The sequence below is a fragment of the Bradymonas sediminis genome, from assembly GCF_003258315.1.
Classification (GTDB): domain Bacteria; phylum Myxococcota_A; class Bradymonadia; order Bradymonadales; family Bradymonadaceae; genus Bradymonas; species Bradymonas sediminis.
Map to the genome: position 1 here is coordinate 3,555,255 of NZ_CP030032.1, position 15,067 is coordinate 3,570,321.

Consider the following 15,067-nt stretch of genomic DNA (forward strand, 5'->3'; position numbering starts at 1 on the left):
GCCCCCTCCCCCTCGACATTATTTAGGTATCGCTCGGCGCGACGCGCACTTGCGCGCGCCGCGCGTCCCAGAAGAGTCGCGGCGACGCGCCTCCCTCCCCGTTTAGCAACGCCTGGGTCACCGGCTGATAGAGGTGCTCGCTGATGAGCGCCTCGACCGCGCGCGCGTCGGCCACCTGCGAGGCCTGCTCGCGCAGGTATTCGGTCAGCGACGCGTCGATCTGTACCGCGAGGCGATACTCGTTTCGAAGCGCCTCGATAAACGCATCGGTGCGCTGCTCGAGCAACTCCAGAACGACATCTCCGCCCTGACCCAGCGAGTGAAACGCGACCGCCGCGTCGATCGGGTCGCGCAATTGGGACGCCAGCCCGCTCGGCAGCGCCCGCAGCGCCGCTTCATTGCCCTTGCCTGGCCCGCTGGCACTCGGGGCGCCAGCGGCAGCGCCGGCAAACCCGATGGCCTGCGCGCTGCGATCGGTGTCGGCGTGGACCGTCAGGATGAAGAGACTATTTCGCACATCCGCCCGGTGCCCGCGGGTGTCCACAATCTCGCCGTCATCGATCAGGCGCAAAATTCGCGATTGAATCTGCGGGTGGGCGCGGTCGAAATCCTCAAAGAGCACCACGCTGCTGGGGCGGCGGCGCAGCGGGGTGACGAAGAGATCCTCATCCTCATAGCCCACGTAGCCGGGCGGCGAGCCGATCAGCCGGCTGATGCTATGCGCCTCCTGAAAATCATTCATATCCACGCGCAGCAGGGCCTTCGGGTCGTCGAAGACCTCCTGGGCGAGGGCGCGGGCCAGGGTTGATTTACCCACGCCTGCCGGGCCGACAAACAGCAGCACCGCCATGGGGCGCATCTTGCCGGCGTTGCGCAAACGACTACTCACCAGGGCGTGGGCGATCTGGCGAATCGAGTCCTTCTGCCCCAGCACCCGCGCGCCCAGGCGCGCCTCGATGCCCACCCACCAGTTGATCTCACCGCGCAGCAGGCGGTCCAGCGGAATCCCGGTCTTCATATGGACCTGACGCGCCACGTCATCGCGCCCGACCCGTCGACTAAAATCAATCTTCTGCATCGGCGGCACCTCGACGTCGGGCGCCAGCGGGTTGGTCTCCATCAACTTCGAGGGGTCGCGCTCATCGGCGTCGCTGCGCTCATCGCCAATTTGTCCGTCATCGCTCGCCTGGGATGAGGACTGCGCCCCGACCTCGCCGACGGCCTGCGCCTGGCCGGGCACCTCCAGGTCGTTGGCCCGCGCGATGCACGCGTCCATCAGCAACTTCTTTGCCTTATCGGGCAGGCGCTGCTCGGGCAGATAACGCACCGACAACTCGATGGCCGCCTCGATGGCCGCGGCGTCCACCGCGACCTCATAATCCACCTCAAATTCGGGAGCCAGCGCGCTCAAGATATCGCGCACCATCGGCTCGGTGGGCTCCTTGATCTCGATGCGCTCGAAGCGCCGCTTCAGCGCCGAGTCCTGCTCGAACCAGCGGTGATACTCGGCCTCGGTGGTCGCCCCGACCACGGCGATATCGCCGGAGGCCAGCGCGCGCTTAAAATGGTTGGGCACCGCGGCCGGCGAGTTGCTCGACGAGCGCGGCGCGAAGACGGCGTGGGCCTCGTCGATAAAGAGGATGACGTCTTTTCTGGACTCCTCAAGCAGGCTCTTAATGCGCAGCTCCAGGTCCCCGCGGTAGCTCGTGCCGCTCATCAGGCTGGCGCCGTTGAGCTCGATGACCCGGTACCCCTGCAGCTTTTTTGGCACCTGCCCCAGCGCGATCCGCTGGGCCAAACCCACAGCGAGCGCGGTCTTTCCGACGCCCGCTTCGCCGCACAGAAGTGGGTTTCGCTGCTCGCGGCGCAGCAAGATATTGATCACGCGCTGCAGCTCGATATCACGCCCGACGATCGGCGGCAGGCTCCCCAGAATGGCCTCCTCGGTGAGGTCGCGCCCGAGCATATCCAGGGTCGGCGTGAGTTGGCGTTTGGCGGCGAAGTCGATCGCGGCGTCGACCGCGAATTCCTGCTCCAGCATCTTCGGGTCGCCCAGGGCCTGGCGGATCTCAGACTCCAGCCCGAGCGCCTGGATCAACTCAAGGCTCGAGCCCCCATCCTCCAAAAACGCCTCGATCAGGTCGCGCTCGCCGACCTCACCCTCCTCGGCGCGCTCGGCGGCAAAGGAGAGCATCCGAATCATGCGCGGGGTCAGGGTCTTTCGGCCGACCAAAAACGCCGGGATGGGATCGGGCTTATTGCCGATGAGCCGCAATAACTCGTCGCGCAGCCGCCCCGGCTCCAACCCGCGCGCCTTCGCCGCGCGCCACATAATCGAGTGATTCACCGAGCAGAGCATGGCGATCAGGTGCGGAGTCCCCAGAAACGGCGTCCCGTGGGCCACCGCGATTTGCATCGCCCCCTGCAGGATTCGCCAGGCCGAGTCACCAAAAACCGGCTCGGCCAAGAGCCCCTTCTTATCAAAAAGTTGGTCGCCCTTGCCCTCACTGAGCCGACGAATCGCCCAACGTATCGAGGCCGACTCGGTGGCCTCCGCGCGCCAGGACACGCAGCGCGCCAACGCCGTCAGGCCAATCGTCGCCTCTCCGGCCCCCCGCGACATATCGTAGGCTTCTTCCAAAATGCGGATAAACCCGCGCGAGAAAAACTCCCGATGTAGCACCGGCGCCTCTTGCGTCGGCTCCTCCTCGATCTCGCGGGCCAACACGCGCAGGCGCGGCAGCACATCGGCCGGCTTGACGACCCCGTCGCTGCCCTCGGCGATCAAAATATCGAGGTCCGGCGAGCCATACTCAAGCAGGATAATCAGCAGGTCGAGCGGCAAATAAATGCGCCGCTCGATCTGCTGAAGCCACTCGCCCATGCGCTCTAACAGAGCTCTGGCTTCGGCCGAAAAAGCGGCGGTTTTCAACGTGCCATCTGTGCCAAAGAGCACTTTATGGGCGAGAGGCTTCATATCTTCACGCGCTGACTAGAATAGAACTCGGGTCCTCGGGCGATCGCGAAACACGGCAAGATCCGATGCCGCAAATTCGGCCAACCGACCGAGCATATGCTAGCGCATCGCGCCCGGCTTTGGAAATATAGCAGCCCCACGAACAACAATGACGCCGCGCCACAGCAACATTAAACACCAATCTCGTGCTTAATGGATCTTTTCGGGCTATACTCGCCCGCGAGCACGCTATTTTGACTGTTCACGCTATTCTTAAACCGGGTCGAATCCAAATGCCGCACTCATTTCATCCAACCCCTCGCGCCCTGCTAAAAAAACCCATCTTCGCCGGACTTTTGCTCATCCTCCTGTCGGGGTGCGGCGATTGCGGAGACGGAACCCTTCAGGGCGGCCCAACCCAGACGCAAGACACCGGATGGGACGTCGGTGAGCGAAAGGATGTGTCAGGGCCTGAGGATGCCGGCAAGGACGCGACCGGCGACGCCACACGGGACGCCGAGGAGAGCGACGCGGCGGTCTGCGACCCGGCCAACCAATGCGCCTCGGAGTGCTGCGAGAGCGCGGAGTTATGCCTTCGCGACGCCTGCGTGCTGCCCGGCCAGACCTGCGAGCACAACCTGGAGTGCGCCAACGGCGAGATTTGCGAGCCCTCCATTGGGCGCTGCATCCCCGACCCCGGCGTGGTCTGCGAGTACCGCCCCGACACCGATATTTTCGAGCCCTCGGTGACCCTTGCCTGGAATGAGCCGTCTGCCGAGGAGCTCGCCGCATTCCCGGGGTCGCCCTCCAACCAGGTCATGATGACCCCGGCGGTCATCGACCTGAACGAAGACGGCATCCCCGAGATCATCTTCTCGACCTTTAGCGGCGGCAGCTATAACGGCCGCGGCGTGCTGCGCGCGATCGACGGCAAGACCTACGCGCCGCTGTTCAACTTTACCGAGCCCGACAAGCTCGTGTCGGCAGCGGCCTCGCTGGCCGTCGGAGATATCGACGGTGACGGGCGCGTCGAGATCGTCGCCGCGGCCTGGAGCGCCGATGGCGGGCAGCGCGAGATCATCGCCTTCGACGATTATACCACCGGCTGGGAGGTCATGTGGCGCACCACGAATAACCTCACCGTGGGCTCCGGCGGCGTCGCCCTGGCCGACCTGGACGCCGACGGCCAGGTCGAGGTTTACGGGTCGAATTGGGTGGTCGACGCGCGCACAGGCGCTCTGCTGTGCCGCCCCAGCGACATCGGCGCAAGCTCGGTCAACGCGATCGCGGCGGACCTCGATGGCGACGGGAAAATGGAGGTCATTACCCAGGGCGGCGCGTTCAAATTTGACCGCGCAAGCGGCGTCTGTTCGACCTATTGGCAATTTGACGCGGCAAGCGGCGAAGTGGCGGTCGGCGACTTTGGGACATTCACCGACGGCCAGCGCAATTTCGACGCGCTCGACGGTGTGCCGGAGGTCGTCAGCGTGAGCGTGGCGGCCAGCGACCAGGTCCGCCTGCACAACGGGCAAACCGGCGGGACCATCTGGAAGGCGACGATGCCGACCACCGGCCACCCCGTCTATAGCGACGCGCAATGCTCGAATAAAGCCGGCGCCGGCGCGCCGACCGTGGCCGACTTCAACGGGGACTCCTTCCCGCAGGTCGCCACCGCGGGCGCCTGCTATTATACGGTCTTTGAGCGCGATGGGACGCTGCGCTGGAAGACCCCGGTGCGCGACTTCTCAAGCCGCGTCACCGGCTCGAGCGTCTTCGACTTCCAGGGCGACGGCAAAGCCGAAGTCGTCTACGCCGACGAGTGTTTTGTGCGCGTCTACGACGGCACGGGCAACGGCGACGGCACCACCGAGATCCTCTTCGAGCGCCCGCACACCTCGGGGACCCTGCGCGAATTGCCGGTCATCGCCGACGTCAACAACAACTACCACGCCAATATCGTGGCGATCTCGAACGACTACTCCACGGGCTTGAGCAACGCCTGCTCCAATGACTGGCCGGCCTTCGGTCCACCGAGCAACGCCGAGCACGGCATCCTGGTCTTCCAGGACGTCCAGGACCGCTGGGTCGCCACCCGACCGGTGTGGAACCAGCACGCCTACCACGTCACCAACGTCTGTGATGGACGCCCCGGCTCGGTATGCCCCGGCCGCCCCAACACCGTGGGCGCCATCCCGATCGGAGAGCTCGATAACTGGACTCAACCCGGCCTGAATAACTACCGCCAGAACGTCCAGGGAGAGGGGCTGTTTAACGCCCCCGACCTCGCCGTCACCAACCTGGCCACCGACTGCGACGCCAGCGAAGGCGTGACCTTCCACGTCACCATCTCCAACCTGGGCACCCGCGGCGTGCCCGAGGGCACCGAGGTCGCGCTCTACGTGACGGTCGAGGGAAGCCCCGAGCAATACCTCACCACGCTGACGACCACCGTGCGCCTGCTCCCCGGCGGCGCCGAAACGCTCGTCTATGTCTGGGAGAACGCCCCCGACCCCTCGGGCAATACCATCACCGTGCGCGCCATCGCCGACGCCGATGAAGACGGCAATGGCCAGCATAATGAGTGCCACGAGGATAATAACGAGCTGCAAAACCAGGCGACCTGCGCCTGCCAGGAAAACACCGACTGCAACCCCGGCGAGTTCTGCGCCAGCACAGGCGAATGTTTGCCGATGGACGGCTAGAGCCTGGCCAAAACGCAAATGCCCCAACCAGGCGAGCTGGTTGGGGCATTTGCGCGAGACGGGGTGCTGCGGGCGAAAATCACGCCCTCTTTTGTGCGATCACCACCAGGAACCCGCCAAAATACTTAAGCGCGGTGTCGCGCCCCATAAACTCGAGCTTTCGCAGCGCATGGCCGACCAGCGGGATCTTATGGACCGCGGCGGTCGGGGTGAAGATGCGAATGCCCGAGAAGTCGACCAGGCGCAGGCTGTCGGGCATGCGGCGGGTCAATTCGGAGGCGTCGTCCCAGCGGGTCAGGATGGCGCTCTCGTCGGTCTCGCGCGAAATTTTACGCGGCCCGGCGACCTTCTTGGCCAGATAACGCAGGCTCTTGGGGTTATAAAACTCCAGGATAAGATGGCCGCCCGGGCGGGTGACCCGCGCCATCTCGCTCATGGCCTTGTCGATATCGCGCACGTGGGCGAGCACCTTGAAGCTGTAGACGACGTCGAAGGAATTATCCTCAAAGGGCAGCGCGGTGACGTCGGCCTGGGCCACATCCAGCCCGCGCGCGGCGGCCTGCTGCAGCATCCCGTGGCTGATGTCGATGCCCACCGCGCTCTGGGTGCGCCCGGCGATGCGGTTCATGATCAAGCCGGTGCCGCAGCCGACCTCGAGCACTTCTTTTCCGACGACATAATTGCCCAGCAGATCGACCTCTAGATCGTCGATCATCGCGTGGTAGCCGCGGTCACGTCCGCGCTCATACCAATCCGCAAATTCATCGTAATACGCTCGATTGTCTTTTTTCATGCGATCAAACCTTAAAAGGATGCCTGGGCGGCAATAATAGTTGCGCCATTTCGAGAAGGTGCGACAAACATCGGAGGCTAGCTATTAGCTGACACCTCGCATAATTTGCGCTAAAATGAACTAAGAACCGTTTTTTCTCAAGCCTGCGGTCGTCGCAACACCCCGGAGTCGCCCGAATGGGTCGCACACAACGTCTGAACCAACCAGAAGAATTCGGCAAATACCAACTTGTCGCACGCCTGGCCCACGGGCGCATGGGCGATGTCTATCGGGCCAAGAGCCACGGGGTGGAGGGCTTTGAGAAAATCCTGGTCATCAAAGCGATTAACCCGGGGCTGGCGGGCGTGCCCGGCCTGGTCGACACGATTATCGACGAGGCCAAGCGCTCGGTGGCGCTGTCGCACGCCAATATCGCCCAGGTCTATGACCTCGGGCAAACCGATGATGGCCGCTTTTATCTGGCCACCGAATATATCAGCGGGTTTGACCTGGCCCGCGCGCTCACGGTCAGCCGGCGAAGCGCGCAGCCATTGCCCCAGGAGCTGGCGATTTTCATCGCCAGCGAGGTCGCCAAGGGCCTGGACTACGCGCATCGGCGAAAAGACTTCGACTTCAATAGCCTCAATATTTTGCACCGCGACCTGGTGCCCTCAAATATCGTGCTCTCCTTCGACGGGGAAGCCAAGATCACCGACTTCGGGGTCTCGCGCGCCCTCGATCTGGTGGGGAGCATCGACGCCATTGATACCCGGCGTCGCCTGCTCTATGTCGCCCCCGAGGTCGCCCAGGGCCAGCCGCACACCCGCCAAAGCGACATCTTCAGCCTCGGCCTGGTCCTCTACGAGATGCTCGCCGGGCGCCACCCCTATGAGGATCCCAACGCGCCGAAATTCGACGCCAATACGCCGCAGCGCACCGTCGAGAAATTTGTCCGGCGGGTGAAAGAAGCCAAGATTGAGCCGATCTCCCAGCACGCCACGGTGCCGCGAAAGCTCCAGCAGATCGTGGAGTCGATGCTCGTGCCAGACCCGGCCGGGCGCGCCACCAGCGCCGGGCAGGTCTACGAGGAATTGATCGGCTACCTCTTCGGCAATAACCTGCGCGCCGACAGCCGCACGCTGGGGCAATTCGTCCAGCAATTGCGCCGCGAGGAGCAGCGCATCGCCCCCGAAGAGATCCCCCAGGAGGTTGGCTTCGACGAGATCAGCATGGGCGAGTGGACCGGGTCCTTCAGCGACGAAGACCTGATCGACGACTTCGCCGAGCACCTCATCGGCGACGGCCAACCGCGCCGCCCGCAGGTCCCGCAGCTCTCGTCGCCGACCCACGCCGACCTTCCGACGGCCAAGATCCAGGAGCTGCTCGCCGGGCGCTCAAAGCACACGCCCGCCGACCCGAGCGACTCCCCGGAGCTGCCCGGCGCGCTGCAGGATTATTTCCTCTCAGTGCGCGCCGGCAACGGCAAGGCCGTGCTGGCCACGGGGCAATTTGGCTCCGGGCGCGACCACCTCTCTGACCGGCTCATCAATGTCCTGGGCTGGCGAGGCAATACGCAGGCCATCGCCATTCAGGCGACCCGCGACGACCTCTATCGCCCGTTTGGCGTGCTCACCGACCTGATCTTGCGCTGCCTGCAAGACACCGTCACCGGCAGCGTCGACCTGCACCGCTCCGCCCTGCAGATGCTGCGCGCCCTGCCCGATGTTAGCCCGCAGGCCGCCGATACCCTCGGCGCCCTCTGGGATATCGAGGCGATGCCGCTGATGGACTACAACCAGCGCCGCGCCAACCTGACCAGCCTCTTCAACGCGTTGCTGCGCGATTTCTGCCGCCGCGGCCCGATGGTCCTGGTCATCGACCGCGTCGAGCTGGTCGACCGCCTCACCCTGGACGTGCTGCGCGATCTCGTCGCGACCATCGACGCGCTGCCGGTGATGCTGGTGATGACCACCCATAGCGAGGAGTCGACCCGCGCCGCCTTCAACCTGGGCAACCCGGAGAACCTCGAGACGGTCAAGGTGCTCGGCAAAGAGGACACACGATTCGAGACCTTTGATACCCTCTCGGATCTGGCGGCTGAGATCTTGCTTATCCTGGTGGTCTGCGGGCAACCGATGTCGCAGAGCGACTTCGCCCAGATCCTGCAAATCCCCAGTGATACCCTGATGTTAGCGCTGCGCGAGCTGGTCGACTCAGGCGCGGTGCGCGTGCCCGAGATGGGCGTCTTTTACGCAAGCTCGGCCGACAGCAACGCCTGGGTTCACCAGAACTTCGCGCACCGCGAACTCATCGACGTGGCCCGGACCCTGGCGCGCTATTATAAGCATCGCGTGGCGCGCAATCAGATCGACCGGCTCACCCCGACGCTTATTATGTTGCACGCGCTGGCCGGCGACCGGCGGCGCATGTTGCGCCTGGCCGGCGCCTATAGCCGCTGGCTGGAGCGCGCCGGCTGGACCGGCATCGCCATCGAATTCTACCGCCACGTGGCGGACCTGCTGGCCGAGCACTCCCTGGGCTCGCCGCAGGCGCGCATCGACTATATGCTGCTGCGCGCCGAGCTCGCCCTGGACCTGTCACTGCTCGACGATGCCCGCGCGAGCCTGCAGCCCATCGCCGCCCTGAGCGAATCGCTTCGAAACGAGCACGGCACCGTGCGCGGCCAGCTGCTCTTCGGGCAGATGGCGATGCAACAGGACGACCTGGAGGAGGCCAAGACCTATTTCCACCGCGCCTCCAGCCTCGCGCGAAATCTCAACGACGCCGACCTTTTGGCGCGCAGTTTGCTGGCCCTGGCCGGATGGAATCAGCGCTACGGCGATCTGGCCAAGAGCCATCGAAACCTGGAGAGCGCGCAGAACCTCTTCAGCCACTCCGGCACCTTCCGCATGGACCTGCGCACCCGCTCGAAGCTGCTGCATCAATTGGTCGAGATGTGGACGACCCGCGGGGTCTTCGGCCAGGCCGCCCAGCGCAGCGCCGACCTCAGCCGCCTGGCCGAAGTCTGCGAGCTCACCAGCGTGCAATGCCGCGCGATGTGGGCCCAGGCACAGCTGCTCGACGCCAAGGGGCAGTACACCCAGGCGCTGGAGTTGCTCGAGCGCGCCGAAGCCAAGGCGCGCAGCGGCGACCTGACCGCGCTTCGCATCGCGTTGATCCGGGAGAAAGCCGCCACCGCCCTGCACGCCGGCGAATACGCCCTGGCCGCCGAGATCGCCGAGCCGCTTATCGCCCTGGCCGGGGAGCACCAAGATCTCTATAGCCAGCAGCGCGCCCGCGACCTCAACGCCACGGCCCACTGCCTGCTCGGCCACCATATCGACGCGTCGCTCAAACACCTCAGCGCAAGCCTGGAGCGCGCCCAGACGCGTCAAATCCCCCGTGATATCTATTTAAGTCACGTCCATCTGGCCCATGCCTTCAGCGCCCTGGGGCGCGAAGACCTGGCGCAAACCCACCGGGATGGCGTCGGGAAGCTGGCCCAAAAGATGCGCCTTCCCTCCGCCATCACCGACCAGATTGAGCGCATCACGACTAATCGTATCGCAGACCATCAACTGGGTTGACCCGGGCGGCCGCCCACGACGGCCCGATGGTGGCCAGGAAGGTCACAAACATCGCGACGACGCCCACCGCCAAAAACTCCAGCGGGTTAATCTCGACCGGAAGGTGGTCGATCATATAGATGCTCGCGTCCAGGCCGAGATCGACATTCTTGATGAAGAGGCAGATCGCCATACCCCCGACCAACCCCAGGGCCGTGCCGATCGCGCCGATCACCAGGCCCTGGTACACAAAGATCTTCATCACCCCCAGGTTGGTCGAGCCCATCGACTTTAAGATGGCGATATCCTTGCGTTTATCGAGCACGATCATGATCAGCGTCGCCACGATATTGAAGCTGGCGACCAGCACGATAAAGAGGAAGAGAATCGCCAACACCAGCCGCTGCAACTTCAGGCTGGTGAAGAGGTTATGGTTGAGCTGCTTCCAGTCGAGGATGCGAAAGCGGTTCTTCGGCAGGGCCTCATTGATGCCGTCGACGATCGCGCCGACCCCGAAGACATCGTTGACCCGCACGTCGATGCCGGTGACCACGTCGCCCTGGTTGAAGAAGTCCTGCAGCGCGCGCATATCGACCATAACCAGGCGCGAATCATACTCATAAAACCCGCTTGTATAGGTGCCCGCGACGCGGAATTGCTCGGTCGACGGGGCCCGCTCGGTGGCCTCCCAGCGGTCCGGGTCCAGGCTCTCAAGCGGGCTGGTCAGCCGGACCAGGTCGCCGACCTCAACCTTGAGCTTCTCGGCCAGCTTGCTGCCGAGCAAGATATGCGGCGTCTGGCGCTTTCCGTCTTCGGGAAAACGCTCATATTCCAGTAGCTTAAGGACGTCGTCCTCATGGGTATATTTGGGCACATCGCTGACCGCGGCGGTGGTCGCCGGGTCGATGCCCTTGATCAAGACCCCGGCGGTGTTATGCCCGTGGGCCGCGATCATCTCGTGCAGGATAAACGGGCTGCTCGCCGTGACGCCGTCGACCGACTCGATCTTCTCCTGAACGTCGCGATAATCGTTGAAGTCGATGCCGTATTTGATCACCATCACATGGCTATTGACCCCGAGCACACGGTCGCGAAATGCCTCCTGGAAGCCGCCGGTCACCGCGATCACGCTGGTTAGCGCCATCACGCCCAAAAAGACCCCGACGATCGCGATGAGCGTGATCGTCGATAAAAAGCTCTGGCGCCGACTCTGAAGATGACGTCGTGCGATAAATGATTCGTAAGCAGACCTGAGCATTCTCGTATATCCTTCAAGCGGTTCGAAGCGTTTTGCCACGCTGGCTGATCGGCTTGGAATTATCGCACTTAGCAGATGCTGGCAACTGCGCCCGCCTCCTATATAGGATGGGATTGCACACGCCTTGTTGTTTCGCGCCCGCCTCGGTTAGTTTGCCGGCGCCGCCACCGGGCGCGCACGCCTCCTCTTTCTCTTTCTTCGCCCGCATCCCGGGCGAGAACGCAGCGCATAAGACCTTATGAATTTATTGAATGTCCAAAACCTCTCGATGAGTTTCGGCGATCATATCATTTTTGACGACGTCGATTTTGCCATCGACGAAGGCGAAAAAGTCGCGCTGATGGGACCCAATGGCGTCGGCAAGACCACGCTGTTTCGCATCCTCATCGGCAAATACCAGGCCGACGCCGGCACCATCGCGATGCAAAACGACATCCGCATCGGCTACCTCAGCCAGCAGACCGACCTGGCCGACGACGCCACCCCGCGCGATATGGTCGCCCAGGCGGTCAGCGAGGTACGCCGGCTCATCGATGACTACGAGAAGATCTCGGCCTCGATGGCCGACTTCGACCCGAGCACCCAGGCCGATGTGCTCGACGACGCGATTATGGAGCAAGACCGGCTGCGCCGGCGCATCGAGGCATCGGGCGGCTGGGACTGGCAGCGCCGCGTCGACGAGGTCTTGGGGCGCCTGGGGCTGGCCGAATATATCGACACCCCGGTCAAGCAGCTCTCGGGCGGCCAGCGCCGCCGCGTCGCGCTGGCCCACACCCTCATCGAGGTCCCCGACCTGTTGCTGATGGACGAGCCCACCAACCACCTGGACCCCGACGCGGTCGATTGGCTCGAGAGTTGGCTGCGCCAATTCCCCGGCGGCGTCTTGCTGATCACCCACGACCGCTACTTTTTGGAGCAGATCGCCGACCGCATCATCGAAGCCACGCCCCACGGCCTCTATAGCCACCCGGGCACCTACAAAGAATTTATCACCCGCAAGCTCAAGCGCATCGAGGTCGAGCGCACCACCAAAGCACGCCAGGCGAAGTCGCTCGACGACGAGCACGAGTGGCTGCAGCGCGGCGTTAAGGCGCGCGCGCGAACCTCCAAATCCCGGCTCGACGAAGTTGAGCGCGCCTTGAGCGCGCGCCGCGACACCATCGAGCAACATATCGATATCCCGATCGCCAACGGCCCCTCCATGGGCCCGCACCTGCTGTCGGCCCGCGGCCTGTATAAGGGATTTGTCCCCCAGCCTGCCGACCGCGACATCAGCCCCGCCCTGCTGCAACATATGCCCAAGCAAACGCTGATCGAAGACGTCAGCATCTCGGTGGTCCCGGGCGACAAGATCGGCATCGTCGGCCCCAACGGCTGCGGCAAATCGACGCTCTTAAAAATCCTGACCGGCCAGATGCGCTTTGACGCCGGCACCATCGAGGTCGACGAGCAAACCGTCATCGGCTACCTGGACCAATCCGACGCCATGGAAGACGCCGAGATGCAGGTCTACGAGGCCTTCGGCGAGAGCGATTATGTGTGGATTGGGGACACGAAATTCCATAAACGCGACTATTTAGGGCGCTATCTCTTCGACAAACCCCTGCTCAAATCCCAGGTCAAGACGCTCTCTGGCGGCCAGCGCCGCCGGCTGCGCATCGCCCAGGTTATCGCCCAAAACGCCAACCTCCTGGTGCTCGACGAGCCCACCAACGACCTCGATATCGAGTCGCTTCGCGCCCTCGAAGAAGCCCTCACCGAGTATAAGGGCTGCCTGCTCGTGGTCAGCCACGACCGCTATTTCCTCAACACCGTCTGCAATAGCATCTGCGCGTTCGAGGACCGAAAACTCGTGCGCTATTGGGGCAATTACGACACCTACCGCGCCCAGCGCGACACCGTCGCCGGCGTCGACCCCAACGTGCTGCAAAAGCCCAGGGCGTCGAAGAATACCTCCAGCAAGAAGAGCTCAAAGAAGGCGTCGTCGTCGCGCCCAAGCAGCGCGCCCGACGAAGGCCCCAAAAAACTCAGCTGGAAAGAACAGCGCCGCCTGGAGGCGCTCGAAGTTGAGATCGAGGCCTGCGAGGCGGATATCGCGAAGGTCGAGGCCCGGCTGGCCGACCCGCAGCTTTACGCCAAGGACGCCGACAAGGTGGCGCCGCTGAATCGCCAGCACCACGAGCTCAACGCGCGCCTGGAAGAGTTATTTGAGGAGTGGCAGGAGTTGGAGGCGCGCCGGGATGTGAAATAAGGAACCATCACGCTACACACGAGACCCCAGCCAGTTCGCCCGGCTGGTGAACCAGACTGACCGCCAAGACTGACCGCCAAGACTGACCGCCAAACTAGTTGCTCTTGGTTTGGCGGAACGGATGCACGAATTTCGCCAGCGCGTCGGCGCTTCGCGTCGACACCCAGAGGGTGCCCTGGCCGCGAAACTCGCACACATAGCCCTCTCCCCCGCCAAAAAAGCTCTTGAGACCGCCGACCGTGCGGATTTGATAATCGAGCCCGCCGGTGAAGGCGACGATATGGTTATTGTCGACGATATAGCCTTCGGGGCCAACCTGAATGGCGTGAATGCCGCCGTAACTTCCCACAAAGAGCGGGCCGATGCCGTCGGCGCGCAGCATAAAGACGCTGGTGCCGCTAAAGAAGCCCTTGCCGCCCTGCCATTTGGTGTCGAGCTCGACATTCGGGCCGGAGGCCACGAAGTTATCCGAGGACATAAAGACCGGCTCTGAGCCGTCCATATCAAATGATATCATATCCCCTTCGCCCGGCGGGGCGACCCAGAGGGTCTCGCCGGCGGTGGTGGCCGTAAAGGTGTTCTGGAATAGCGACTCACCGCCCAATAGCTTGCGCTTGGCCGCGCCCATCAGGCCGCCGCGCATCCCGGTCTTCATCTGCAGGTCGGTCGACTTGGCCACCATCGCGCTGGCCTCGACCACGAGCTGCTCGCCGATCTGCTCAAATAGAATCTTGGCAATGGCGAAGTTCGGATTCGAAAGAATTTCATACTTCATAGGTGTCTCGCGTTTGGCTGAAATCTTAGACGTCGGGGGGTCGAGGACTACTGCCTCGGCGGAAGTAGACTCGCGATGGCGCGACCGAACCCGATGGGCTGGCGAGTCTGGATCCACACGCGGCCCTGGCCGTTGATGTGAAAGACCTTGCCCTCGCCGGACAAAAACGAGCCGATCCAACCCGTCGCTGCTTTGTGCAGGCTCAGGTCGAGGCCGGAGTCCCAGGCGACCAGGTGGCCGTTGTCGACGACCATCGAGCCGTCGACCTGCATCTCTTCGATGCCCCCAAACGACGCGATAACTACCTTTTGACCCGGAGCGCTGGGCGTGGCCTTGAGCACGAACATCCCCTCGCCGCCAAAAAAGGTGACCCCCCCGCCTATCTTCGTCTGGATATCGACCCCGGGAGTGTTGGCGACATACGCGCCCGACTGCATCGTGATGCCCCGCTGGGGGAGCTCCTCGACGATAATATCGCCGCTGAGCGCCGGCGCCAGCAGCACCTCGCCCGGGCTGTTGGCGGTGAAGGTATTTGTGAAGAAAGACTCCCCGGCGAGCATCGACTTCGCGGCGCCGGCGATCTTGCCGAGCAGGCCGCCGCCATTGCCCTGAGAGGACCCACGCATGCCGGTCGTCATACTGACGCTGGTGCTCATGCCGATCATCGCGCTTGGTTCGGCCACGATCCGCTCACCAGTCTGCAGGCGCACGCGCGCGACGCTGTTGACGGGACGGTACAATACATCAATATCCATCGATTGACCTCAAGACTCGATTCCACATTGTC

8 protein-coding genes are annotated in these 15,067 nt (G+C 63.5%); 3 read left to right on the forward strand and 5 right to left on the reverse strand.

The features are described from left to right. Positions 1-22: 22 nt before the first annotated feature. Positions 23-2,977 (reverse strand): AAA family ATPase, encoded by a 2,955-nt coding sequence (locus tag DN745_RS13425; RefSeq protein WP_111335608.1) that lies wholly within the window; start codon positions 2,975-2,977, stop codon positions 23-25. A 272-nt stretch (positions 2,978-3,249) separates the two neighbouring features. On the opposite strand from DN745_RS13425, the gene DN745_RS13430 reads away from it, so the two are divergent. Beyond that, complete coding sequence (locus tag DN745_RS13430) at positions 3,250-5,658, forward strand: hypothetical protein (RefSeq protein WP_111335610.1); 2,409 nt, start codon at positions 3,250-3,252, stop codon at positions 5,656-5,658. A 79-nt stretch (positions 5,659-5,737) separates the two neighbouring features. Here DN745_RS13430 and DN745_RS13435 read toward each other — a convergent pair whose 3' ends face one another. After that, complete coding sequence (locus DN745_RS13435; RefSeq protein ID WP_111335612.1) at positions 5,738-6,451, reverse strand: class I SAM-dependent methyltransferase; 714 nt, start codon at positions 6,449-6,451, stop codon at positions 5,738-5,740. A gap of 176 nt (positions 6,452-6,627) precedes the next feature. Here DN745_RS13435 and DN745_RS13440 point away from each other — a divergent pair, with 176 nt between their 5' ends. Next, on the forward strand, positions 6,628-10,017 hold the full coding sequence (locus tag DN745_RS13440; RefSeq protein ID WP_111335614.1) for a serine/threonine-protein kinase: 3,390 nt from the start codon (positions 6,628-6,630) through the stop codon (positions 10,015-10,017). Here DN745_RS13440 and DN745_RS13445 read toward each other — a convergent pair. Then, complete coding sequence (locus tag DN745_RS13445; protein ID WP_111335616.1) at positions 9,986-11,254, reverse strand: ABC transporter permease; 1,269 nt, start codon at positions 11,252-11,254, stop codon at positions 9,986-9,988. The genes DN745_RS13440 and DN745_RS13445 overlap by 32 nt on opposite strands. Before the next feature lie 238 nt (positions 11,255-11,492). Between DN745_RS13445 and DN745_RS13450 the strand changes: the two genes are divergently transcribed. Next, a complete protein-coding gene (locus tag DN745_RS13450) occupies positions 11,493-13,505 on the forward strand; it encodes an ABC-F family ATP-binding cassette domain-containing protein (RefSeq protein ID WP_111335618.1) in 2,013 nt (670 codons plus the stop codon). A gap of 94 nt (positions 13,506-13,599) precedes the next feature. Here the strand turns inward: DN745_RS13450 and DN745_RS13455 are convergent, their stop codons facing one another. Beyond that, positions 13,600-14,280 carry a TIGR00266 family protein gene (locus DN745_RS13455; protein ID WP_111335620.1) on the reverse strand — a complete coding sequence of 227 codons (681 nt, stop codon included), beginning with the start codon at positions 14,278-14,280 and terminating at the stop codon, positions 13,600-13,602. 47 nt (positions 14,281-14,327) lie between these two features. Beyond that, positions 14,328-15,035, reverse strand: coding sequence for a TIGR00266 family protein (locus DN745_RS13460; protein WP_111335622.1), 708 nt, complete (start codon positions 15,033-15,035; stop codon positions 14,328-14,330). Positions 15,036-15,067 lie beyond the last annotated feature (32 nt).

Bases quoted from the DNA above. Each gene is read 5' to 3' on its own strand.
- DN745_RS13425 (WP_111335608.1), bottom strand. From the start codon at position 2,977: ATGAAGCCTCTCGCCCATAAAGTGCTCTTTGGCACAGATGGCACGTTG.
- DN745_RS13430 (WP_111335610.1), top strand. From the start codon at position 3,250: ATGCCGCACTCATTTCATCCAACCCCTCGCGCCCTGCTAAAAAAACCC.
- DN745_RS13435 (WP_111335612.1), bottom strand. From the start codon at position 6,451: ATGAAAAAAGACAATCGAGCGTATTACGATGAATTTGCGGATTGGTAT.
- DN745_RS13440 (WP_111335614.1), top strand. From the start codon at position 6,628: ATGGGTCGCACACAACGTCTGAACCAACCAGAAGAATTCGGCAAATAC.
- DN745_RS13445 (WP_111335616.1), bottom strand. From the start codon at position 11,254: ATGCTCAGGTCTGCTTACGAATCATTTATCGCACGACGTCATCTTCAG.
- DN745_RS13450 (WP_111335618.1), top strand. From the start codon at position 11,493: ATGAATTTATTGAATGTCCAAAACCTCTCGATGAGTTTCGGCGATCAT.
- DN745_RS13455 (WP_111335620.1), bottom strand. From the start codon at position 14,280: ATGAAGTATGAAATTCTTTCGAATCCGAACTTCGCCATTGCCAAGATT.
- DN745_RS13460 (WP_111335622.1), bottom strand. From the start codon at position 15,035: ATGGATATTGATGTATTGTACCGTCCCGTCAACAGCGTCGCGCGCGTG.